This window comes from Brevibacillus sp. AY1 (assembly GCF_029870785.1).
Classification (GTDB): domain Bacteria; phylum Bacillota; class Bacilli; order Brevibacillales; family Brevibacillaceae; genus Brevibacillus; species Brevibacillus invocatus.
This window is the reverse complement of the sequence record NZ_JAFLPN010000010.1, coordinates 106818-130397: the sequence shown is the minus strand read 5'-3', so window position 1 is coordinate 130397 and position 23580 is coordinate 106818. Positions and strand designations below refer to the sequence as shown.

Annotated in this window: 28 protein-coding genes and 1 pseudogene; 16 read left to right on the top strand and 13 right to left on the bottom strand. The window is 42.6% G+C overall.

The window, feature by feature from the left end; all coding sequences use genetic code 11:
• The 3 genes from JZI27_RS11215 to JZI27_RS11205 form a co-directional block, all read right to left on the bottom strand.
• On the bottom strand, nucleotides 1-325 hold a 325-nt coding region (locus tag JZI27_RS11215; protein WP_280207562.1), incomplete at its 3' end, for a hypothetical protein.
• Between the two features lie 78 nt (nucleotides 326-403).
• Nucleotides 404-760, bottom strand: a complete 357-nt coding sequence (locus JZI27_RS11210; RefSeq protein ID WP_280207561.1) for a hypothetical protein — start codon at nucleotides 758-760, stop codon at nucleotides 404-406.
• Between the two features lie 3 nt (nucleotides 761-763).
• Nucleotides 764-1066, bottom strand: coding sequence for a hypothetical protein (locus JZI27_RS11205; protein ID WP_280207560.1), 303 nt, complete (start codon nucleotides 1064-1066; stop codon nucleotides 764-766).
• A 783-nt stretch (nucleotides 1067-1849) separates the two neighbouring features.
• Here JZI27_RS11205 and JZI27_RS11200 point away from each other — a divergent pair.
• From JZI27_RS11200 to JZI27_RS11160, 9 genes and pseudogenes are all read left to right on the top strand, one after another.
• On the top strand, nucleotides 1850-2242 hold the full coding sequence (locus tag JZI27_RS11200) for a type II toxin-antitoxin system PemK/MazF family toxin (protein ID WP_280207559.1): 393 nt from the start codon (nucleotides 1850-1852) through the stop codon (nucleotides 2240-2242).
• Nucleotides 2243-2990: 748 nt separating this feature from the next.
• Entirely contained in the window at nucleotides 2991-3578 is a 588-nt protein-coding gene (locus JZI27_RS11195; protein WP_280207558.1) for a hypothetical protein, read from the top strand.
• 62 nt (nucleotides 3579-3640) lie between these two features.
• The gene (locus tag JZI27_RS11190) at nucleotides 3641-4438 is read left to right on the top strand and encodes a hypothetical protein (protein ID WP_280207557.1); all 798 of its coding nucleotides are present in this window, start codon (nucleotides 3641-3643) and stop codon (nucleotides 4436-4438) included.
• Between the two features lie 146 nt (nucleotides 4439-4584).
• Entirely contained in the window at nucleotides 4585-5340 is a 756-nt protein-coding gene (locus tag JZI27_RS11185; protein WP_280207556.1) for a DNA-methyltransferase, read from the top strand.
• A gap of 58 nt (nucleotides 5341-5398) precedes the next feature.
• Nucleotides 5399-5926: a hypothetical protein gene (locus tag JZI27_RS11180; RefSeq protein ID WP_280207555.1), complete on the top strand. Its 528-nt coding sequence runs from the start codon at nucleotides 5399-5401 to the stop codon at nucleotides 5924-5926.
• Nucleotides 5927-6124: 198 nt separating this feature from the next.
• Entirely contained in the window at nucleotides 6125-6298 is a 174-nt protein-coding gene (locus tag JZI27_RS11175) for a hypothetical protein (RefSeq protein WP_280207554.1), read from the top strand.
• Nucleotides 6299-6472: 174 nt separating this feature from the next.
• Nucleotides 6473-8137, top strand: coding sequence for a recombinase family protein (locus tag JZI27_RS11170; RefSeq protein WP_280207553.1), 1665 nt, complete (start codon nucleotides 6473-6475; stop codon nucleotides 8135-8137).
• A gap of 189 nt (nucleotides 8138-8326) precedes the next feature.
• Nucleotides 8327-9460: a plasmid pRiA4b ORF-3 family protein gene (locus tag JZI27_RS11165; protein ID WP_280207552.1), complete on the top strand. Its 1134-nt coding sequence runs from the start codon at nucleotides 8327-8329 to the stop codon at nucleotides 9458-9460.
• 1 nt (nucleotide 9461) lies between these two features.
• A pseudogene (locus tag JZI27_RS11160) lies at nucleotides 9462-9566 on the top strand (LuxR C-terminal-related transcriptional regulator); the annotation flags it as partial.
• Between the two features lie 178 nt (nucleotides 9567-9744).
• On the opposite strand, the gene JZI27_RS11155 reads toward JZI27_RS11160, so the two are convergent.
• The 3 genes from JZI27_RS11155 to JZI27_RS11145 form a co-directional block, all read right to left on the bottom strand.
• On the bottom strand, nucleotides 9745-9984 hold the full coding sequence (locus JZI27_RS11155) for a hypothetical protein (RefSeq protein WP_122909895.1): 240 nt from the start codon (nucleotides 9982-9984) through the stop codon (nucleotides 9745-9747).
• Between the two features lie 965 nt (nucleotides 9985-10949).
• Nucleotides 10950-11417 carry a DinB family protein gene (locus tag JZI27_RS11150; RefSeq protein ID WP_251243008.1) on the bottom strand — a complete coding sequence of 156 codons (468 nt, stop codon included), beginning with the start codon at nucleotides 11415-11417 and terminating at the stop codon, nucleotides 10950-10952.
• A gap of 390 nt (nucleotides 11418-11807) precedes the next feature.
• Nucleotides 11808-12140: a YrdB family protein gene (locus JZI27_RS11145; RefSeq protein WP_122910964.1), complete on the bottom strand. Its 333-nt coding sequence runs from the start codon at nucleotides 12138-12140 to the stop codon at nucleotides 11808-11810.
• Between the two features lie 250 nt (nucleotides 12141-12390).
• Between JZI27_RS11145 and JZI27_RS11140 the strand changes: the two genes are divergently transcribed.
• Nucleotides 12391-12666, top strand: coding sequence for a hypothetical protein (locus tag JZI27_RS11140; RefSeq protein ID WP_251243007.1), 276 nt, complete (start codon nucleotides 12391-12393; stop codon nucleotides 12664-12666).
• Nucleotides 12667-12697: 31 nt separating this feature from the next.
• On the top strand, nucleotides 12698-12952 hold the full coding sequence (locus JZI27_RS11135) for a hypothetical protein (protein WP_251243006.1): 255 nt from the start codon (nucleotides 12698-12700) through the stop codon (nucleotides 12950-12952).
• A gap of 726 nt (nucleotides 12953-13678) precedes the next feature.
• On the opposite strand, the gene JZI27_RS11130 is transcribed toward JZI27_RS11135, so the two are convergent.
• The 6 genes from JZI27_RS11130 to JZI27_RS11105 form a co-directional block, all read right to left on the bottom strand.
• A complete protein-coding gene (locus tag JZI27_RS11130) occupies nucleotides 13679-14077 on the bottom strand; it encodes a hypothetical protein (protein ID WP_280207551.1) in 399 nt (132 codons plus the stop codon).
• A 166-nt stretch (nucleotides 14078-14243) separates the two neighbouring features.
• The gene (locus tag JZI27_RS11125) at nucleotides 14244-14480 is read right to left on the bottom strand and encodes a hypothetical protein (RefSeq protein WP_251243004.1); all 237 of its coding nucleotides are present in this window, start codon (nucleotides 14478-14480) and stop codon (nucleotides 14244-14246) included.
• Nucleotides 14481-14772: 292 nt separating this feature from the next.
• Nucleotides 14773-15189, bottom strand: coding sequence for a tetratricopeptide repeat protein (locus JZI27_RS11120; RefSeq protein ID WP_245997245.1), 417 nt, complete (start codon nucleotides 15187-15189; stop codon nucleotides 14773-14775).
• Nucleotides 15186-15416, bottom strand: coding sequence for a hypothetical protein (locus tag JZI27_RS11115; protein ID WP_280207550.1), 231 nt, complete (start codon nucleotides 15414-15416; stop codon nucleotides 15186-15188). The genes JZI27_RS11120 and JZI27_RS11115 overlap by 4 nt, the downstream gene beginning before the upstream one ends.
• Nucleotides 15417-15522: 106 nt before the next feature.
• Nucleotides 15523-16314 carry a DUF2935 domain-containing protein gene (locus JZI27_RS11110; protein ID WP_122910969.1) on the bottom strand — a complete coding sequence of 264 codons (792 nt, stop codon included), beginning with the start codon at nucleotides 16312-16314 and terminating at the stop codon, nucleotides 15523-15525.
• A gap of 49 nt (nucleotides 16315-16363) precedes the next feature.
• Entirely contained in the window at nucleotides 16364-17092 is a 729-nt protein-coding gene (locus JZI27_RS11105; RefSeq protein ID WP_280207549.1) for a LysM peptidoglycan-binding domain-containing protein, read from the bottom strand.
• A 206-nt stretch (nucleotides 17093-17298) separates the two neighbouring features.
• Here JZI27_RS11105 and JZI27_RS11100 point away from each other — a divergent pair, with 206 nt between their 5' ends.
• Nucleotides 17299-17709, top strand: coding sequence for a TIGR02328 family protein (locus tag JZI27_RS11100; protein WP_280207548.1), 411 nt, complete (start codon nucleotides 17299-17301; stop codon nucleotides 17707-17709).
• Nucleotides 17710-17761: 52 nt separating this feature from the next.
• Here the strand turns inward: JZI27_RS11100 and JZI27_RS11095 are convergent, their stop codons facing one another.
• A complete protein-coding gene (locus JZI27_RS11095; protein WP_280207547.1) occupies nucleotides 17762-17929 on the bottom strand; it encodes a hypothetical protein in 168 nt (55 codons plus the stop codon).
• Between the two features lie 164 nt (nucleotides 17930-18093).
• On the opposite strand from JZI27_RS11095, the gene JZI27_RS11090 reads away from it, so the two are divergent.
• From JZI27_RS11090 to JZI27_RS11075, 4 genes are all read left to right on the top strand, one after another.
• Nucleotides 18094-18618 carry a GNAT family N-acetyltransferase gene (locus JZI27_RS11090; RefSeq protein WP_122910971.1) on the top strand — a complete coding sequence of 175 codons (525 nt, stop codon included), beginning with the start codon at nucleotides 18094-18096 and terminating at the stop codon, nucleotides 18616-18618.
• 14 nt (nucleotides 18619-18632) lie between these two features.
• Complete coding sequence (locus tag JZI27_RS11085) at nucleotides 18633-19661, top strand: coiled-coil domain-containing protein (protein WP_251242999.1); 1029 nt, start codon at nucleotides 18633-18635, stop codon at nucleotides 19659-19661.
• A 148-nt stretch (nucleotides 19662-19809) separates the two neighbouring features.
• On the top strand, nucleotides 19810-20724 hold the full coding sequence (gene cysK / locus JZI27_RS11080; protein WP_280207546.1) for a cysteine synthase A: 915 nt from the start codon (nucleotides 19810-19812) through the stop codon (nucleotides 20722-20724).
• A gap of 411 nt (nucleotides 20725-21135) precedes the next feature.
• Nucleotides 21136-23397 (top strand): immune inhibitor A domain-containing protein, encoded by a 2262-nt coding sequence (locus JZI27_RS11075; protein ID WP_280207545.1) that lies wholly within the window; start codon nucleotides 21136-21138, stop codon nucleotides 23395-23397.
• Nucleotides 23398-23580 lie beyond the last annotated feature (183 nt).

The window sequence follows — 23580 nt, the reverse complement described above, 5'->3', positions numbered from 1 at the left end:
GGGTGGATTGATTTTTGCCATGGTGGTCAATTTTTTGATGAGCACGGTGGTCAACATTTTGATTGACATTCACAAATGTGACTCCATAAAAGTACTGGAGGGCGTAAATTAGGTCATTGAGTGAACGGTGAGCATATAAATCTGTGTATGTTTTCGATGTGTAGTCGTAGTTTATCCAGTTTATTATTTGGGTTGCTTTTGCTCCCAGACAGGAAGGAAATACGCCCGCTTCGATTTTCTCGAATAGCTCAAGGTTATAAAATCTCTGCGTATGTATGTTCTTATATTTTTGGCTCATCTGCTCTCGTATAAAGGTTAACTTCATTTCAATCAGCTCCTTAAAATTTTTGTATGCTTATCATATACTGGTTTTTCGTGATGTCAAACTTGCCATCCTCATCAATTAGAACTTGTCGTATGTAAATTCGGAAAACTCAACGAGTAGTTGCAAATCTTCGCAAGTCAATTCTTCTGGCTGAATAAATGGGCAACGCTCTAAACTAATTCTTAAATCATTAATCGTTCTGTCTCGGAACAGTCCCGTCTCCCCTTTGGTGCATTTAATCCAGGTTAGGGCTTGACCTATGTTTGGATGATATTTTGAGCCGAGGTTCCGCTCTAAATAGGTTGCAATGAATAAATAAGAGTAACTGTCCAACATAGAGTAGATGTTCTCTAAATACTCGAGGCGAATGGCACCTGACGGAAAAATTTGCGAGTATTTTTTGTTTTTTTCGTGAGCGTTCATATGGGTTTGCATGTTCTATTTCACCTCGGCATTGATTTGCATATAGGTGGTTTCATTTAACACAGTGAAGTGGGTATTTTCTTCGATTACAGCAAGTATCTGGTTGTACAGTTCTTGGTTGTTACGTTCCATACGTCTGGATAACGTAATTCGGACAATTCCATCCAGCAATCGGGATATGCCGATTCGTATTCCCCTAGATACATAAAGGCTATATCCATTTTGATGCGCTGTTGGTTCTCCGTTAGTAATTAATGTGAAGAACTTCATTATGGAGTCAAAGTCTGCTGTAGAGTAAAAGACTTTTTTGCTAATCATTTGGGTGTCCCTCCTTGTTCTCGTTTTGTTCGTATTATAGTTATATATCAGAAAAACGAAATGTCAAATTTTCTGTGAAATGAGTGAAGAATGAGTGATGAATGGACGATGATGGGATTGTTCAGTAAGGGGATTAACCGTCATTTTCTAACGGCGTTAGAATCTGGCGACATATAGTATAGAATAATATTACGTCGCAAGACGATGGATCTCTTTTGAAGAAGCTAGTAGGGGTACATACATTAAAAGGCTTTCTCGGTAAAAAGGGTTTGGGGGTGGAAGGTAGATAGACATTTTGCGGGGGATTAAAAATGGTTCTGAGGATGGGTGGTCTTATTTTATCGAGGAAAAGACGGAGCTTCTGGTCACGCTGACAGCATAATTATTGGGCGGTCGCCCTGGTTCTTGGCAAAATGGTTGGATGTACTGGAGACTGATATTATAAAGCACCTCACCTCTATTTTTTGATGAGGACCCAGCCTAAACAACTTCTTTTAAAAAGATACATTCCGTGGAATGTAGGATCCAAATAAAGAAGTGCAGTTTTGATGTTGAAGCGTAATATTATTATATATTATATGTCAGCAAACTTTGACGTTAAAGCCAATTGCTAGACATTGACGGTTATTGAAGTCAGGGGACAATAGCCATAATGAGCAAAATTTAACGGTTGATAAATCAATAGTGAAAGATTGACGATTAACTAAACAGAGTTACCTGATATTTCTGTAAAATAGAAACATCGACTATACTTACGTATCCAAACGAAAAAGGAGCGTAAGTATGATGGAATTGGAGAAAAAGGCAAATTTTCGATACGGAAAGCAGACTCAAATGCTCGTAAAACGAGGAGAATTGTGGCGAGCGGATATATCGGGGCTGGATGCTTTTAACAGAAAGGAAGTCATTCTCCTCATTTTGCAGAACGATATGGGTAATCGCTTCTCGCCCACTTCAATTGCTGTCTTATCAGCAACTGAGGATCAGGAGGATGACCAATATATCGAAACAGTTTACCGCAAAACAAGTTATGGCTTTTTGAAAATCCGTTTAGATGTATGCCAGCTAACGACTTTTGATAAAAGGGGAAGATTAATCGAACGGCTGGGCAGAGTGAACGACAGGATTTTGGGGAATATAGAGAGGAAGTATTCGATGTTATTGAAAGGAGCATAACGTATTTGTACATAAGAACCGCTTTTATTTTCAGAAGGCGGTTCTTTAAATTTTTTGATAAAAGGTATTGACAATCGAATTCTAGCCCATATATAATCACTAACACAGCTAGCAAAATCTTAGCTGAAAGAATCCAATAAGGGGTGTGGTTCATTAGCCAGCGATAATAATAAACAAAACTATTAATTTAAAACCAAGTAATTTTAGTGCCTGTAATGGGTGCTGTAATGCTAAGTGCTTTCAAATGGAAAGATTGGCTAGGGTTATTTTAACTCTGCTGGTTATCCAAATAGGAGGCACCAATCAACTTACAACTAAAATGCTGTTGATTACTGACTTCTCAACGGGATAAAAATGTGTCCGTTAGGAAGTAAGATTCTGGCTTAGTAAAGGGCAGAGTATGTCCAGCTCTAAGCAACAGCAATCCTCTTGTAAGTGGATCGAAGCTTTACAGGTACTAAAATTCCTTGGTTTTTTTGCTATTTTAAGGAGTTCTGGTACCACTGCCAGACTCCTTTTTCTTTTGCTCAGTGGGTGTGACGACACCTGAAAAAACGTCGGTATAGTTGATAATGCCGTTATCGCCTATCAACACGACCTTACCTTTCCGAGTGTGTAGAAGGTCGTTTATGAAAACTCGGCGGTGTAGTTGATAATGCCGTTATTGCCTATCAACACGACCCTGCCTCGTCCTGTGGGTTGAGGTCGTCTCGCCAGCAGGGTAATTCAAAAAATGGAGGTAGTTCAAATGCGAACTAAAAATAACCAGAAAGTAATTGTAACGCCAAGCCATTTCATTAATACAGAATGCTTTTACATGTTCGTGTTCCTTGCAATCGAACTCGCCACGGAGATTTCATATCTATATCTGCCAAATAACTGCATCGTTTATATTAACGCCAATTTAAAATTCGTTGAATTTCTGCACCAGCACAACTTTGCAAAATATCTGCAGGAGCAGTTGAATAACCACTTTAATCGTAATGACTTTTACATAGTCAATCACGAACCTGACTACGACAAGAACGGAACAAGCATTGGATTTCATATAAAAATGCTGAAAGGAAACGAAATAAAACAGGCAGCAGAAATAACGTTTGACCTCGGTAGGTTTATCGAAAGGAATAATGCCTTTGATGAAGACGAAGAGGATTACCTGGATAGTGACGATTTTGAAAGTGAAGATGAAGAGGATTGTTTGGACACCAGCGATTATGAAATTGAAGAGGATGAAGCCGAAGAAGAGTACCAATACTACGAAACCAAATCATACAGGGTATTTTCATATGAAGAAATGGTCGCCAAAATGTTGGAAATAAGATTCAACCAAGAGTGATGGGGGTTCTCCCCCCATCAACCCAACTAAGCAATCAAATAAAAAAATGGAGGATGAAAATCATGTTGCAACAATTCAAAATATCACTGGAACAAAACGGAATTACATTATCTACACCATTACATAAAGTGAAGGAATATTTAAACATAACTCAAAACGAAATGACCGCTCAAGATACGATTAATTGTTTCCTAGAATTCTACAGCAAGATTAGAAGCCTAGACTTGTCCGATTCAGGAAGGAAACTGGTGGTTGAAATCGTTCTTGACCGATATAACCCGTTTGAATACGACAGAGCCGTATCTGATTTAATCGGAAAGGTCGAATACAAATATGAATGCGACATAAAAGTAATGACTCTGCTTGAACTTCTGCTCCTCGTCCAGTTCGCCCACATGTATCTTGGAGAAACCTCACATACTGGTGTCTGCCAAGAAAACGAAGCCGTAAAACTTATTAACTTCAATAAAACAGAGGTCTTTGTTTATCGGAACGTTGTTGACGACCTGTATTATGACGGGTACATCTTCGAAGGGAAATTTGAAGGGGATCGCTATAAGCAAGCCCAATTGTTGCTAAATAACGGATGGGTAAGTGAAGTTCGATTTATTGAAAACAATCAACTAGTGACATGTGAAAAATCTGAATCAGGCGATTTGAGGGTAAGCAAGGATTATTACAGTGGATACTATCCCGATAATTACTTCGCATTTTGGACGCACCTAGAGGTTGAAACGCTTTATGCCTTAAAGGATATGCAAACTTTGGCTGAGATTATGGATTACATAAGAGATTTGCCTCCAAGGGAGTATGAAGGCTTCGAGGTTCTAGATAACGATGGGAAAGAATTGCCCTATTAATAAGACGGCTTGATTTTCCAATACGGCGGAATGGCTTCACCGTCCATTCATGCTCAAATTGTTTCATAAATACCGCCAAAACACAGGGAACGTGATTGGAGGATAACAAAAAAATGAAAACCTAATCATTCTGGGAGAGATGCAAAATGAAGAAATTACTTGGAAGCCTTGAACTAAACCGAATTTATCAGCTTGACGTGAACATAGGAATGAAACTGATACCCGACAACAGTATTTCACTTATCCTTGCTGACCCGCCCTATAACATTGGCAAAAAGGGTAGCTATCTTGAAGCAAACAATAAGAAATTCCGTACCGTAAAGGAAGATTGGGATACCATAGACGATTTTGAATCCTTTACATATTCGTGGTTGGAAGAAAGTTTTCGTGTATTGAAGCCTGGTGGTTCTTTATTGACCTATGGAACGAAGCACAACATTTATATGACTGGTTGGTTCATCGAAAAAATCGGATTTCATATCCGTTCAGAATATACGTGGTACAAGACCAACGCGGCTCCTTGCTGGACAGGCAGAAATCCAACCGAAAGCACCGAGAACATTATATGGGCAAGCAAAGGAAACGGTTGGACGTACAATCTAAATTACGCAAAATCTTTAAATGACGGCAAGAATATCCGCAATGTGATAATGAAGAGTTTAACGCCTCCGAGGGAGAAAAAACAGGGCAAACACCCGACTCAAAAGCCATTGGAAGGCTTGACTGATATTTTGCTTAATCTGCACTCGAATGAGGGAGACATCGTTCTTGTTCCCTTTTGCGGGTCAGGAACTGAAGTCGTAGGAGCAGAACTTTTGCGCCGTCAGTGGATCTCGTTTGAGACTAATCCAGAATATATCGTCATCGCCAACAAGCGTTTGGATAATCTGTACATAGCTTGATAAGCACAAATTTACATAATTCTAGTCAAAATAAAAATCATTTTATCGGAGGTTAATCATGAGTAATCTAACAAGTTTAATACTCGATTTAGATATTGAATCGAATGAAGATAGAAACCAGAATTATCCACTTTGTATTAATATTTCGTTTCAAGAATTGAAAAACGAGGATATTAGAAAGGTCGTATCAAAGCTGAAATATTTCCATTATACCGAAAAAGAAAGTTTGCAAAATAGGATTGTTCTAAGGTTTTATGGCTATCAGCCAGAAGACGGCAAGGAATTGTTCGAAATTAAATTGATCAGGAAATGGGTTCAAAAGCTGTATCAACATATGCCCTATCTATTCTATTTCTTATCCGAGGATTTTGAGTGTGCAAGAAACATATTTTTATGCTTGGCTTCGGTAAATAACAAGGCATACATAGGTGAAAAAATCGCTATTGATTTTTTTGAAAAAGAAACAAAACCTTTGGTGAGACAGATTAGCCATAATGCAATTGCATTTGGACAGCAAGAAAATAGAGTTGGATTAGAAGAGCTTAAAGAAGTACTTAAACGAACCGTTACACCGTTTAAACTTTGAATTGCACGCTCCGCTAAATAATTCCTGTCATAAATAAACGAGCTAGTGTGTATACATAACATTTTGATTCGAATGGTTTCAGCTGTATAATTGAACGTCTGATTTTGATAAATGAAGGATTAGCACTGGTTTAAGTAATGGTACAACTTAGAGTTGTCATAAAAATGAATAACGAACAAGACGAGAGGGGAATGCGATATGCGTTGGGATAAAAATGGAAAACCATATACAATCAATATTCACTTAGGACAAGGAAATTTGCATGAAATTGTGGATGATTTGGCAAGACAAGTAGTTCATAAAAACGTGGACGATTTTAACAGCGGTAATCCTCGAGTGAAAAAAACATCCGTTTTGGGACGTGCAGTTTAACCTAATGGTTATTCCAATTTTCGCACTAATAGGATTCATATCATGAATAATCACATTGACATGCGGTAACAGTTCGTTATCCGTTTCACATAGAGAAAAGAGATTGTCAGCAGTCCCTTTGGTCGGTTCAATGCCAAAGGGATTTGCTTTTCTGTATAGAGGAGGAACACAACAATGAGACGAAATTTTTCTAACCAATCAGTAGATAGAAATCGCACAGCCATCTATGTACGTGTTAGTACTATGAAATCTAGCCAAAAAGACAGTCCAGAACATCAAGTTGGAGTGTGTCGAGAACGTGCTAAACAAGAAAATTTAGAAGTACAAGAGAATTTGATTTATGAAGACCGTGACACAGGTACGACGATTACTGACCGTCCAGCTATACAAAGGTTAATGAAGGACGCACAAAACGGTGCTTTCGATATTGTGATCTTTGCCTCACTTTCACGTTTCGCCCGCGATACTGGAGATGCATTGAATTTAAAACGAAAATTAGTTGATGCACTAGGAATAAGGCTGATATCCATTGATGAAGGCTATGATTCCAAAAAGGATGTAGATGAATTGAAATTTACGATTATTTCTGCTGTGAACCAAAAATTAAGCGAACAAATTAGCTACAGTTCCCGTCGTGGGAAAAGGCAATCCGCACTAAAAGGAAATTTTACAGGCAGTATTCCTCCGTTTGGCTATAAAAAGCAGTTGGTAAACGATAGAAAAATGCTTATCCCAGACGAAGATTCAAAATATATTGTTCAGAAGATTTTTCAACTTTATACGGCAAATAAAATGGGTGAAAAAGCGATTGTTGATTATCTGAATAAAAAGGGTATACCTTCACCCAAAAAAGGCAAGTGGGGAATTACAAGTATTCAGAGGATCTTGCAGAATGAAGCTTATATAGGAAGAAATGCGTTTGGTAAATATGAATCGGTAAAAGTTTTTACCAATGTAAACGACACAACGGAAAGAAAGAAAAAGCAAATACAAAAGGACCCATCAGAGTGGCAAAGAGCGCATGAACCTCAAACACATGAACCAATTATTGATGAAGAAACATTTATGAAAGCTCAAGAAATTCGTCTAGAACGTGGCGGTGGAGAGCGTGGAGGAGTTAGGAACCGAAAAAATGTATTTGCTAAAATGATTGTGTGCAAGCAATGTGGCTCAGCGATGGTCAGTATGAAAAGTAAAAACGGCAAGAATTTGGCTGACGGCAGGGAATATCGTTATCTGGTTTGTTCTAGGCGCAGAAGACAGGGAGATGCAGGTTGCACAAATAACTTTTGGCTTCCTTATTATTCGTTCCGAGACGACCTGCTTGAGGAACTGTCCAACCGATTACGGAGCATTACCTCGGCTGAACAATTACTGGAACGATTCAAAGATAACATACAGATTAATACCTATGATATTGAATCCGAGATTAAACGATTAGAAAAAAATATTGACGAAAACCGTAGATGCATCCTTGAATTACGGAAAGAAAAAATGCGTGGTGCATTTCGTGATGAGGAGCAGTATGAGTATGAGAAAAGGCATTACGAACAAGAAATTCAAGGATGGGAAAATAGGGTTCATAATTTGAAGCAGGGGCTTCAAAAAAAGGCGGATTTAACTCAATTATACGAAGAAGTAATGGACTCTTTAGACGAACTTTTAGATTTGGATTATGATAATTTTGATGAGTTGCACCTAACGCTGAAAAAACTGATTGCACGAATTGAAGTAAGTCAGGATAAGCAAATATATGTCATGACAACGTTTGGAATACAGTTGGATGAACTAAGCATAAATGGAATATCTGAAAAAACAATAGTGGGAGGCACAAAGTAGTGCCTCCCTGTTTTTGCTTTTCTATATGCAAATAATCGTAAGTGCAGACCTTTTCGTAAAAATTTAATTACAACATATCAGGTCTGCATTTACCTCAGTTCTTATTTATGGAATGGGGACTTTTGCTATCAGCTATATTAGGGTTAGAATGTTGATAAATCGTACTTTTGTAAGCAAGGAGTAGAACAGATGATCTATCAATTTAAAGTGGCATTAAAAGATATACACCCGACAATCTGGAGAAGATTCCGAGTAGATAGCTCAATTACTTTTCATCAATTGCATAAAACTATGCAGATTGTCATGGGGTGGGAAGGGTATCATCTCTATTTGTTTGATTTTGGGTCGTTCACGATTACCCGTCCAGATCCGACATTCCCATCTGGAAACACACCAGAGCTGAATGCACGAAGGGAAAAAATCGTTGACCATCTCACCAAAGAAGGACAGAAGGTGCTATATGTCTACGACTTTGGCGATGATTGGGGACACGAAATCATTTTGGAAAAAATTTTTCCTGACCAGCCTGAGGGACAGTATCCTGTATGTCTGGAAGGGGAACGGCATTGCCCGCCAGAAGATTGCGGTGGTATCTATGGTTATCAAAGGATTCTGGAGATTATAGCAACGAAGTCACATCCTGAATATAAAGATACGATTGCGTGGTTGAAAAAAGGGTTTGATCCCGAGTATTTTGACCTTGCAGGAGTAAATGAACAGCTTCTGCAAAAGGAAAAGCAACTAAATCCAAAAGAGCCTGAGGAAGTTGAAAAAACAAAAAAACCTATTAAGCTAACAACGGCGAAGCTGAAAAAACAATTGCAATCCCTTTCACAGCCAGATCTTATTCAATTGCTGGTTGATACCTTTAAGTTGAGCAAGCAAACCGAGCAATTTCTAACCATTCAGTTATTAGGTGAGGAAGCGATAGAGGCATTGTTTCCTGTCTATGAGAAAAAGGTGAAGGATGAGTTCTTTCCAGACCGAGGGTTCGGAAAACTGAGGTTAGCAGATGCAAAAAAGGCAATTGATGAGTTTGAAAAGATCACCCAAAGCCCAAAACATACATTGGAATTAAAGCTCTTTTACGTTGAAATGGGTGTGGAGTTTACGAATGCGTATGGTGATATTGATGCTCGGTTTTATGAAAGCATTTTGAAGTTGTTTGCCTCGGTCATTGAAATGGTGAATGGAGAGGATGGTTACGATTTATTTGAGGAGTTTGAAGAAAGAATCTCCGCTGTCGTTGAAAAAACGGAAGGAATCGGTTGGGGGTTCCACGAAAACATGCAGTATATTCATGAGGCGATAAGATGGTTATAGACGGTGTGTTTCAAAACACATCTCGAATGTCATGCAAAAATTAGGGGTCAAAGGTCGATCTCAAGCAGTAGTCGAACTCGTTCGACTTGGTGAACTAGAGATTTGAGCCCAGTCCACCCAGCCTCCCTTTTCTTCCCTTGGTCGGAAGGGAGGGTTTTTTGTTTTTATGGGAAAAAGCAATCCGAGAATGTGCATCCTTGGTGGCGTACTAAGTATTTTGATACGTACGGAACGCTGATCAAGGAATACGGCGTTGCAACAACATGTGTAATAAAAAAAGACTCTTAATAAAAGTCTCTTGGATTCGAATCACATTCGATTTTGAAAGGCTTAAACCAGTTTTTTAGGAACGTACGTGTTTCTAAGACGGTTATAGCAACATCTCCTTGTTGGATATCGAGGTATAAGCTATAGCCTGCATCAGATTTAGACTCAATTGGGATCAAGTTAATGAATTCGTTAAAATCTTTTACTACATCGGCGGCCAGATCCATTTGTGGTTTGGTTATATCTCTTACAATCATCAAAAACTGTCTCTTCAATAATACACCCCATTGTTTTTTATTCATTATACCACAGGGAGAAAGGGAAGGGAAAAATCAGTAAGCAATACATAGATCTTACTGAAATGAAGAAGACAAGTTTCGATGGGTTTATCCAAATCGTTAATGAAAAAAACCTTTAATATAAAAGGGTAAGTAAGCTCGATGAGTATCTGTGTCGAAAACCACATCAATCTTAATGACAACGGCAATTAAGAACAATCATTTTCTGTTTTCGGACATTAACTAGGGATTGTAAATTATTTTGTGTAAATGGGTTTTTAAGAAATAAAGAGTCACATCGAAGGCTTTATATGGAGGGGCGGGAGGGTCAAAGTAGTTTACTAATTCGACAATCACCCAAAAAATGATGAAGGTGATCAGTATGTATACCCATTTTTTACGAAGTGAATTGGAGCTTACGATAAATCCCCAACTAACTAGGAAGAGTGTCGACAAAACGATTGATTCAAAGTTGAGCACGGAAATCACTCCTTCACGCTTTATTACGCAAATGGAGAACATGGGTTACGGGATCGGTTTTACAAAACACGGGCTTTGCGAAAATCATGCTTTAAGAGAGAAACATAAAATCGTAACAAAGGCATAAATCAGCGACAGTCTAGGATTGGAAAATAAGGCCCTAAACTGCCGCCTATTGATAGAACGATCGTGACAGCTTGGTCAGGGTGTTCCGGGGCGGATCGGCGAGCGCAGTGAAGATGAGGCAGAGTGTGTCCTTCGCAACCAATTAAGCATCTCCTTAATTAAGGGTGTAATCAAATATAAGCGTCAATGCGGTCATCTCAAGCTGCTGCGAAAGGGCATTAAAGAAACGGAACGGAAGGAATTTGTGTAGGGGTATAACAAAAGAGAAAGTATGGGAAAGAAGGAAGATGCATGTGTTTCGTTGGTATCGACCAGTCCACCAAAATCGGATTTGGGCGTCATGATTTACCGCCTAATTTCAAATTTTCGGCCATTTGCTGCAAATGATGCTCCATATGGGTTAGATAATCGCTGACAAGCCATTGCAACGTCACGGTATCACCATTCGGCAAGATGCACACGGTGGTGCATTTTTCTTGGGGTATGGCAGAAATAATGCGAAGGATAGACTTATTCAAATAGATCCAAAACGGGATGATGCCTGTAATCGGTGCGAGTTGGTAATGCTGCAATCGTACCCACTGATTCTGGTCATATTTCTGAATGGAAAAAGGAGCTTCCTCCATTTGTGCATGTATGAACCGGGTTAGATTATGAATAGCAGAATCACACAAATGCCCCAATATTTCCTTGGATGACCACTTGTTTGGAGAGGGACGTGACGCCAAAGCTGTTTCCGAGAGCGCTTCCAGTTCCGGTGGTAACGCATCAATGATCTGTGACAAGCGAAATATCAATTCATTCATAAAGGCCACCCCCTAGCTAAGTAGTAAACATCATATCACGAGGCCGTTTATTCAAACAGATTAACCTGACGATGGATGCGATCGGTTTTTTCGAATCACCAACGCTCAGTTCGTTCAACCGTTTTTAAAAAAAGCAAGCTAGCAGTTTAGAAAAGGATGACTGAACAAAAAAACAGACCTTTAAACTTCGGTCTGTAATTGGAGAACGTTGTCCCAATGTCTGATTGATTTTTGTAGCTGATGGATCTCATTGCTGATAGCTCTTTGCACAATCTTTGAGTAATCTTTTTTCTGTTCCTGCAACAGCTGGTCTAGGTCATTCGTGTAGCCTTCGAGTCGTTGTTTCGCGAGTTCTGTACGTGACATAACGATTCCTTTCACCTGACCTAATCATTGGTTCCAGATGAACATCAAGAACCGATTCATCACTACTAAAAGGCCATAGATTAAGGCTAAACTTTGCTTTCCTGCAACGTAAAGCGCGAGAGCAGGGAGACCAAACACGATTATCTCCAAAAGCAGATGTACATAGGTAGACAGCTTCACTGACGCCCCTGGAGAACCTAACATGCCCCAAATGACCGCGAGCAGCAGCGGAGCGCCAATACCCAGTGTGACTTTTTTCAAAAGCGTACCACTCGATTGGAATCCCCAGTATCCAAGAGCAGTTAAAGCGCACCATTCCAGGATGAATCGAAGTAAAAGGTTTGCCGTTTGCAGCAATGTGTTTCCTCCTAAACGAGTCCTTGTATCGGAAGTGGATACAAATGGAAAGATCGATTGGTAAAATTACGAAGACAAGCAAAATTAAAGGTCAGTCTTATCGCATTCACCTGATCACCTCTACGACTTTAATACGTGTATAAAGGTAAATGGTTTACACGAACGAATTGGATTGAGCACCTTTCTTGGGCTGAGGAATAACATAAAAGGGAAAGTCCCTTTCTGAGCGTTTTCCTGGAGAGGTGAAAGAATGGGAAGTAAAAATGTTGGCGAGGATCTCGCGCTTGTTGGCGTTTGGTTAACGGTGATGGCGGATATATTTGCGGCAGTTGGAGCTACGGTCTTAGCAGAGCCTGCTGCAAACTCCGACTCCAACGGGAAGGCACAAAAGCAATTAGACGAAATGGTGGCGCAATTAAAGGAACAGAAGAAGATTCTACAAAAACAGCAGATACAATTTCAACTGATGCAAATGCAGATGGAATTGCGGGAACTGGAACAGCAAGTCAAGGAACGAAAAAAGTAGGGTGAAACCCGATTAGTAAGAGGGGATGAAGATGTCATCTTTTCAAGATGATGATGTGGCAGTCATAGCTCTATGGATTATAGCCATTGATGTTTTTATATTGGCCATCGATAAGACAACCAAGCTAAACAATAAACCGGAGACTTTGCCTGCCCCAGTCCCTTGTCCGCCCTGCAATCAATCTGACGACCAGCAATTTGACGAAATCCAAAAGCAGTTGGAGCTATTGAAAAATGGGCTTACTCAATTAAAACAGTTCTGCAAACCGGATGAGAAAGGCAAGTAAGCAGGGGTATTCGGCAATTTTGTAAAGGTACCAGCTCACCAAAATGCCACAGGGTATCAAAATCATAATAAATAGAACACTAGCAATCCAATTCTGGGGCTTTCCTTTGGCGAGAAGTTCTCGCGCTTTTTTGCGACAATCCGCTATCACAGTTCTAGACATAGGCTACAACGAAAATAGCAAAAAGCTTACGCAAAATAAAGAACGTAGATTTGGCTTTTATTCCTTGTAAGGTTGTTGTTGCTTATGACAAAGATCTCACCTCAATAGCCATGTTACGAAAGAGAGTTAAAAAAGCCTCAGGGAAGATAACAAAAAGGCCCCATTTTTGGTGCATAAATGGGAATTAACTTTTTCTTTGCCGAGTTTCAAGTACGAGAACGAAAACGTATAACACCATCAGGACAAAGGATGCAGCCAGGAACCCATCAAAGTAGTATTTGAATTTATCTTGCGACCAATGATCCTCGCCAATCAAGAAGTACGATAAAAAGTTGGAAACGGCTATCCCATCCTGTTGGTCAGGCAGGAGGCTTTGTGTGTAGTTTGTACCCAGACATGTTGTGGCAAGGGAACTAAAAATCAGGCTCAATAGCAAGAGGCGAGAAAGGGGATGGGAAACCCCGTTTTTTCGGAAAAGAACGAAGATCAAAGAAAAGAGGAGCAAACGTAAGAAGAAATACTAACAAATGAGCTCACTTCCTCTACGGAATATGAATACGTAGATTACGAGTTTCTTGTAGCAAAACCGAGTATAAGTGAAACAAGAGGGCCCATGATCGCAAGGGATTTACCAGGAACGTCGTGCTTTATAAGCTGTACAAGGAAAAATGAAACAGATCCAACAACCGTAATGAGGGTTAGGGACCAGTGAAAAGGGAGGAAAAAATGAAGCAGCCATGCAAACAAACCACCTAAAAGTACAAAACAAAATACCCGTAGCCAAAAATGGGACACGTTCATTACATAGAGGCTGTGCATGAGGATAAGACCAAAAATTCCGCCTATAAAGATAAATGGTGTTAGCATGGCGAGCAGTTTAAGGTCTGGATTAGGGAGTACGATAAAAAATAACAAAATGGTGCTTATTAGCGATCCGGTGCATCCTTTGAAATAGGCGAGCATGACTACCTCCTTAATTCCTGATTTTAACAAATGACTAAGTATGAGTGCAATCTCTCTGCGAATTCTCCAATCGGATGACGTCCACCATTGTGGGTTTTGCCAAACTCGTAACTGGGGTCCGGTCCTTCTTGCTTTGCTCCACAAAAAAATATAAACCCGGATACATTTACCCGAGTTTTTGATGGCACTTTTTCATATAGAGCCTTTCTGCAAAAAAACTGACAGCCAGACCAATGATGACTGGAACGAAAGAACCCGATGAAATGACAAATCCATCTGGGGTAAAGGAAGATTGGTAATGAAACATGAACCAAGGAACCGAGAACAAATGACCAATGAAGTAAAGCAACCCCGTTGTCACTACAAGGGATAATAGTGTAACGGCAAGACTTTTAAAATTCACTGAACATCCCCCTTTTTCAAAGTAATTGTAATTTTGATTGGAACGACGCTAGCTTCAGTAAATATCTTTATCGTTTACTGGAAAGTAGGGTGACAGCAATAGCTGCGATCGCAACGATGACTACAGCGACCCCTAATCCAAGGATTAAAGTAATGGACATATTGATCTACAACCCTTCTGTACAATACGTGTTTCTATACATGTAGTACGAATCAGGATTGTCGACTGTTACATGGAAAAGGCACATCTTTTGAGAATGGATGGGGACAAGCTGCGAAAACCCATCACAACTTTACCAGACTTGATCCAAACGATCCCGGTAAATGCGAATCGCCCGGCTGTATTTCTGGATATGCTGACTAGAAGATGTTTCGACCAAGCTATCCAACAGAAGCTGTATCGCACCTTCGAAATCCTTCCCATTGTACTTGGCAAAAGCTAAGAAAACCTTCAAGGAATGATCTTCAGGAAAAAGGGAGATTGCCTTCGTCAGCAGAGCAATGGATTTTTCATATTCCCCGATGCAACGGTATGTACTGCCAAGTCCCAGGTACGCACCGCGAAGATCCTCTGTTGACAATGCATCGGAAGAGATTGCCTGTTCATAATAGGGAACGGCTTCCTTCTCATGCCCAAGCATGTCGTGTACGCCTGCACACTCGTACGAGATTTTTGCATGGTCCGGATAGAGGGTGGAAAGTTCAATCAACCGTTCCTTCGGGTGCCAGTAGGGAAATCAAGCAGAGGAATGCCACGAGTCGTAATATTCTCACCCATCTGTCCATACGAAACGTCAAAGCCTGCCAGGCGCAGCTCTTCATGCAATTCGGAGTGAATCAGGTGCACTTGGCGCAGGTTGGGTTGAGTCGGGTCCTGAGCTACGCGAGATCGGTGTTTGACGGTCTCACCCAGGTGAGCATCGCCTTCAACTCCCAACCCTGCAAGAAGACGGATAGAGGTTTGATTCGAAGGTGATGGAATTAGTATGGGCTTGTATGGAAGAGAAAAACCCCCGGTAAAGGGGGCGGAGAGCGAGTGATCCCTACTTGGTTGCAGATAATTCGAGCTCAAAGGAATCCAGAATCTCGAGAAAATGCGAGGCTTCTCGAAAGACGTGATCTGCCAACAGGGGAGGGATGATGCTTTTAATCCGGCACGCTTCTATCAATTCGTAAGCAGTCTTCTTGAAATCACGCAACTGGCGGACAGAAACGCGATTTTGATCAACAAACTGATCCAGTAAGGGCTGGGTGAGGGACTCGGGACGCATGGAGTCAAGATCGATGGCCTGGAATAGGAGCTGATCAAAGTCGTGACTAAAATCTCTCGCTTGCTCTACCAATTTTCGTTCTGAGGGATCGAGCAAATGGTTAATAAACTTTGCGTGGTCTGCCATGATTTTAAGGAAGAAGACGTTTTCATTGATAACCGCATCAGGCAAGGGATCAAGGGTCCCGGTATTTAATTGCTCGAGCCGCTTCATGAAATATGCGGCTTCCCGGCTGACATGGTCGACGAGTAAAGGAAAGTTGTTGCCCAGAATTTTGCAATGAATGATCAATTCGAGGACCTTACGCTTGAAGGCCCAAATATGGCAGACGGCTCCATGAACGACTTTGTTAAAATCATAAATCGTTTGTGGATCTGTATCGGATGAGTATGCGAGGGATTGGTTTTCAATGTTTTCGAAAATGCTGTAAAAACGATCAGCTTCCCTGATTAATTGGGTGTCATCACAATTGAAGCCCAATTTGAGAAAGAGGGAATGTTCTTTCATGATCCTGGACCAAAAACGAATTTCTTCTAACGACCGATCAACAAAATGATCTGCCATGTCCTACCTCCGTTTTGTCATTTTTGGGGTGGCGCCTGATTCCAAGCAGCTATTCACAGATAAAATAATTGGGGAATTGCCTGACAATGCCCATGGTGAAAGCATCGGCCATCTCGAGCGCTTGACGTTTAACCTTATCGAACGTAGCAATGTCTACAGCAAAATTACCTGTCAATCGATTGACGGCTTCCGTTTTGGTGAGGGCAAGATGCTCGTGCAGCATGGCTCTAAATGCTTCCTCGGACCAGTAAGGATTGACTCGTTGCAGAAAAACCGCTACTTCATTCGCATTTTCGTACCAGTTTTTTTCGGCTTCAGCTGCAGCCCTGTTATCGCCGGCTTTTGCGGCCTTGACGAGTTGAGCTGCGAAGATGAAATGATCTCTGAACAAAGCTTCAAACGTGGAGGCAATGGCATCGCCATAAAAGGATTTCATTACATTTGCCATATCAACAGCATTTCGAAGCAAGCGTTTGGTTACGAGTTCTTCATCTGACAAGCCTGCCGCAATACTGATGATGAGCATTCTTGTCCATGCGACATGCTGCTCCCAAAGTGTTCGCATCAGATTGTTCAAATCGAGGTAGGCTTTGGTGATACACATGCAAGAATGATGCTGTGAATAGGAGGGTTCAAAGGAAGCAGCGGACTTAGGGTATACCGGTGAATGAGGCTGATTTAGGGAGGGCATAAGCTGGTAAAAGGGATTTCCAGCAAAAGGCACCGGGGGGAACCTTCTCATCTGGTTTAATCCTCCTTTCTTTTGAATGAAATTCATCTATTCAAGCTGCAAGTACAATCGAGGGTTGACTACCTTGCAACAAAAGGGTGAATGCCTAAGCAGTATATGTAAGAAACAGGAACTGGGTATGGGCAGATGTCTATGCTGGTGAAAGGAATTGACAAAAGTCTTGTCTGGTTGATTGGCTTGACATCTCCCCAACCATTGATCATTCTTGAAAAGGAGAAAGGAATGATTTCACCATGCGACTCTGGCATCAGGCATTACTACCAAAGCTGCCCAGACAGCAGCTGCTTGGACAGCATCGAGAATGTGCAGCCTTACGCGGAGCCGGATGGGGGAAGAGACATGCAACTGTAAATTATGTGTTCAATCACAACCCATACAAGCTTTTTCTTTACCATCAGCTTGTCATGCAGGAGATGGCGGCAAGAGGGAATACGCCTGATGCTGTATGGTTCGACCCCATGTATAGAGGGAAGGTCGCAGAACCTTGGGGAGAATCTCAACTGGATGACAGCTTCCAAAGAGGTGGTCTCATCTATGCGGAGCATGACGATACTTACATGCATGAATGTCTGGAAAATTTATCCCAAAAAGGAATTGTGATAGAAGAAGGTTCGGAAAGCGGTGCCTCCGCCCACCAAAAATGAAAGAACCAGCGCTCCCTTGTTTGGGGGAACAGCTGGTTTTTTACAGTCATGTTCAAGAAAACCATTGAATGGCCCAATAAATCACACCACTGACGACAAAAAGCGTTAGAAAAGTAATAATCCGGACCTTCAGTCTATTCGGACTCGGAGACAATAGAAGATCTGCCCCTACCCATACCAAGAGTGAGAGGGCAAGAAGTATTTTGATAAATAAATCCACCACCAACCTCCTACCTCTTCGTTTACCATATAATACCATTTGTTACGGGAAATGAAAATCTCATCTCAACAATTAGACCGTGCGAAATTTTGAAAACAGTTGGACATCCCGTATAATACGAAAGAAAGGGAAAATCATGTCAATTTCATGTATGGAGGATAAAAATGGGCGTACAGGTTTCACTAATCGAGCCAACAGAAGCGTTGCAAGACGAATATCTTCCATTCTACCAGGAGTGGAAAAATAGTGGCGAGCCAATGGTTCCGTATGTGATTGGCAAAGATCCTACTGATTTTGCCAAAATGGTGAGAGAGTTGGAAGAGGAAGGATCAGGGAAGAATCTCCCTGAAGGATGGGTGCCGGCATCGACGTACTGGTTGGTGACCGATCAGAACAGAATCGTGGGAGCGGTGAACATTCGCCATCGTCTGACGGAGGGGTTGTTACAGTCGGGTGGCCATATCGGTTACGGAATCCGCCCATCGGATCGCAGGAAGGGCTACGCCACGCAAATCCTGGCGCTTTCTCTGGAAAAGGCAAAGGAGCTGGGGATCCAAACAGCGCTGGTCGTGTGCGATGCGAGCAATATAGGCTCGGAAAAAACGATTGTCAAAAATGGCGGGGTACCGGATTCGGACTTTGTGGAGGAAGACGGGAACGTCGTGAAGCGATATTGGATTGCGTTGTGAAATGAGGGGCTGACATGAAAAAGAACAAACTCGTGATAATCCTGCTCGCGCTGGTGATCATAGCTGCACTCGGCTACATTGGCTTTCGTGCGCTAGACTCTGTGGATTTGGCGGAAGGCTACCTGTACGAAGAGGAAAATCTGTTGCTCTATGCCAAGGTGACGAACGCAGAGAAGATTGCTGTTGATGTAACGGAATGGAAAGTAGAGAGCGAGCAAGGAATACCAGTTTTGAGAAACAAGCAGGAAGCGTACGGGGGCCGTATCGAGGATGAGAAACTGGTGCTTCAGCAGGATGCGGAAAAGACCTGGAGCGCTACATTTACAAAGGATGAGCTGGTCTTTATCGATCCTGTAAGCGATGCAGTGACAGCCGAAGCCAGATGGAAGGCAGCCACGCTGGCGACCTATGAGGCCAAGCAAAAGGCGTTGGAGGAGAGAATCCAGCAAGAGGCAGAGAAAAAGAAAAAAGAGAAGGCTCTCGAGGAAGAAAGAGTGCAGTTGGCCAAAAAATTGGATCAACTCAAGCGCTTGAAGGCTGATCTGCTGGAAAATACCAATTACCTGAATGAATCACAGTTTTCCGATGAGACGAGTGTGTCCCAGAGCCACATGGAGCAGATGCAGGGGTTGTTGGAGGAAGTCAAAAGCTATGCATCCTCGCCAAGCCTTCATCGGGTGGAGTTCGAGGTGATGGGGGCGACCGTGGAAAGTATGAGTGTGTTAAGAGACGGCGTCCGCATCCTCGAAGAAAATATCGATCGTAAAAAGAAAGCCATGACAAATCTGATCGAGATTCTGGAATCAGATCTAGCCGATTTGGAAAAGACGTGGGAAGCGGTAAAAGAAGAAGTCCAAGATGCCGAAAACCAATTAAAGGAATTGGAAGCCGTGAAAACAGCGACCACGCAAGCCCTTGCTCAAGCGGAGGAACGGATCGTTGCGAGTGAAAAAGAGCTCTCCGCTGCCGAGAAAAAGGCAGATGAGCTTCTCAGACAAGCACAGGGTCTGGTGAATCAGACGAAGGAAAAGCATAAATTCTAAACAAGGATCAAATTGAAGCCTCCCTTTTTCCGAGAAAAGAGGGGGTTTTTCGTTTCCAAGTGCGAGATACTGGTTTTCATACACGAGTATATGTATTATTCTTATAGAAATACTACGTGTTTGAATGGTCTCTCAAGGAGGTTGCACCATGCGTGTTTATCAAAATATAACAGAGCTGATTGGAAATACACCTTTGGTCAGGCTGAATCGACTGGTTCCGGAGGGGGCGGCTGATGTCTATGTCAAGCTGGAGTATTTTAACCCTTCGAGAAGCGTAAAGGACAGAGCAGCCTACAATTTGATTCATACCGCTGAAGAAGCGGGGCTGATTCAGCCTGGTGATACGATTATTGAACCGACGAGCGGAAACACGGGGATCGGTCTGGCGATGAACGCTGCTGCCAAAGGATACCAGGCTATTCTGGTCATGCCAGACAACATGTCCAAGGAAAGGATCAATCTGCTCAAAGCCTATGGGGCAAAAGTCGTCCTCACACCGAGTGAGCTGCGGATGCCTGGTGCGATTGCAAAAGCCGTTGAACTGCAAAAGGAGATTCCCAGAAGCTTTATTCCACAGCAGTTTGAAAACAAGGCCAATCCCGATATTCATCGAACCACGACCGCGAAAGAGATTTTTGAACAGATGGATGGGAAGCTGGACGCTTTTGTTGCGACTGCCGGAACGGGAGGAACCATTACCGGTACGGGTGAAACTTTGCGGGAGCAGCTCCCTGAACTCTATATTGCGGTTGTGGAACCCAAAGGCTCTCCTGTCCTGTCTGGAGGAAAGCCTGGTCCACACAAGCTGGTAGGAACGAGTCCAGGCTTCATTCCGCCGATTCTGAATACGAACATCTACAACGAGATCATGCAAATTGCAGACGAGGAAGCATTGCAAACCATGAGAAACCTGGCAGCGCTGGAAGGAATTTTGGTCGGTCCCTCCTCGGGTGCGTCCGTCTTTGCGGCTCTGGAGGTTGCCAAGCGTTTGGGTGCAGGCAAGCGCGTCGTATGTATTGCCCCTGATACGGGTGAGCGCTACCTGAGCATGAATCTCTTTTAAGCACTGCTAGACTGAAGCAAACCTATCCGAATGATAGGTTTGCTTTTTTTCTTTCAAATATACTGCTCTCGGCAGCTAGAAGACGTTGATCCTGCGAAAACGTTCCTGCATCTATAGTAGGTTTTTTTCTTTGGCTTGCGACAAATGCTGACAGGCTTTTCTGGGTCTTTAGACTGGATTTCTTGGTTGATTCGATCAAGGAATTGGAAAAATCTAGGTCAATTCTCAGAAAGCGATGAAAAATCCCTCCAACGTAATGACTGATTTGACGGATAGGAAGTGAATTTTTGTCGAATAAAAAAATTTGGTTACAAAACGATGACGTGCAATAATTGGGAATAGTCGGAACTCTATTACTTCAAAATCTCTCATACTCCGACAATTCCATAGAGATAGAAGAGGGTGAACGTTGTGAAGAAGGGCAAAAAGATTATACCCATCCTATTTTCCTCTTCGTTGGTGTTTGGCACCTTCATGGCTGTGCCTGCAACAGGCTTGGCGGCCAAATCGAAAGAGGAGAAGAACTCCCTGCATGTGGACTTGTCCACGATCAACCTGGAGCGTCTGACCAATGCCTTGATCGATCAAGGGGTCATTGACGAGGATGCAGACCAGGAGGAAATCGACGAAGCGATTCGGGATTATTTGAAGGATCGCAAAGTTCCGCACGGGATTGATGAATCAACCTCTTTCGGGAAAAAAGCAAGCAAGTCTCAGCAAGCAGCCGTCTCCAAAGCAGCCAATAAGATTTCCAAGCTAAAAGATGAGAAAAAGTTTAGCGCATCTGGAAAAATACATAAGGACAACATCGTGGTCGCTCTGATCGAATTCCCTGATCGCGAGCACAACAATGTGCCAAAGAAAAGCGACTCGCTGTGGACCAAAGACTTCAACGAAAAGCATTATGAAAAAATGCTCTTCGACCGCAAAGGCTACAGAACACCTGAAGGCACCAGCATGACGACAATGGCGAAATTCTACTATGATCAATCAGGACAAACCTGGCAGGTAGATGGCGTCGTGACACCGTGGCTGGTAGCTGAAAAAGGCTACGAGTATTACGGCGGCAATGACAGCAGCGGGAATGACGCCAATCCTCGCGATCTGGTGAAGGAAACGCTGGAAGCCGTTGGTGAAGCGATTGCCGGAAAAGAAGATCTCTATGACCAGCGTGACCCGTATGACCTGGATGGCGACGGTGACCTGATGGAGCCGGATGGCATGCTGGATAACCTGATGCTTGTACACGCAGGTATCGGAGAAGAAACGGGTGAAGATGATGATGCGATCTGGTCGCATCGCTGGACGGTAGGCAGACCGGTTGATATTCCGGGAACCAGTTTGAAGGCCTACGACTACATGATTCAGCCGGAAGATGGAGCGCCTGGCGTTTTTGCCCATGAGTACGGTCACAATCTTGGATTGCCTGACTTGTACGATACGACCAGGCAAGGACATGACTCCCCAGTCGGTGCTTGGTCCTTGATGTCGTCGGGAAGTCATACAGGAAAGATCTTCCAGACGCAACCAACCGGGTTTGATCCTTGGTCCAAAATGATGCTGCAACAGATGTACGGCGGAAAATGGATCAAGCCGGCTGTCTATGATCACAAAGACCTGAAGGGTGCAAAGCGCAGCGTCAAATTGGTGGATGCTAGCAGCATCGGCCCAAATAGCAAAGTGATCAAAATCAATATGCCGGAAGTTGAAAAGAAACCACCGATCCAGCCAAAAGACGGCGACTATGCGTATTTCTCGGATGAGGGCGACGATCTGAATACCAAAATGGTATCGGAAGTCATCGATCTGACCGGAGCAAGCAGAGCGTCCATGAGCTTTGATTCATGGCGTTCGATTGAGGAAGGGTACGATTATTTGTACGTCCATGTCATCGACGCAGACACAGGGGATCGCGAGGAAGTCGCCGCCTTTGACGATGTGACCAAAGGCTGGGACAGGGAAGAAATCAGCCTGAATGAGTTTGCAGGCAAGAATATTCAGGTAGAATTCAATTACGTGACAGATGGTGGTCTGGCGATGGAGGGCTTCTATCTGGATAACTTCGAAGTCGAAGCAGATGGCGAAGTGATCTTTGAGGATGACGCGGAGGGCGACCTGAAATTTGAACTGGATGGCTTCGTCCACTTTGATGGGGAAGGCAAAATGTACGATGCCTACTATCTCGTCGAGATTCGCTCCCATAAAGGCGTAGATGCAGGCCTGGAATTCTTCCGACGTAAAGACACGTTCTTCAGCTATGACCCAGGCATGGTCATCTGGTACTACGATGGCCGTTACGGAAAAACACAAGACAATAACACCAGCCAACATCCAGGCTACGGAATGCTGGGAGTAGTAGATGCCCATCAGGAGGTTCGCTACTGGAACAATGATGAAGACAACAAGGATGCGATTGCGGATTCTCGTTATCAGGTAAACGATGCTGCGTTCAGTCCGAACAAAACCTCGGGAATGAAGCTGGATTACATTTTTGGCACGATGGATTACGAGCCGTTGAAGGGAATCACCATCTTCAACGACAAGGATGACTACCGGATGAAGGAAGTCCCTGAGATTGGAAAAATCCTGCCAAAGATCGGTCTGCAAATCAGACTGAAAAAAGTAGAGAAAGATTTTAGCGGCGGTACGATTGAAATCTCCGTCAAGAAATAAGCGTGCAAGTTCAAACAGGTTGCGCAGACCAAGTTCTGCGCAGCCTGTTTTTTGTTTTAGGTCTAAGCAGGGTTTGTCTGAAATAGGTTATAGCAATGAATAGAAGCTGCCCTCAGCAAGGAAGGAAATGCAGACAACCTGTGAAACAGCCTGAATACAGCAAAGAAAGCTGCCCGGTAGCAA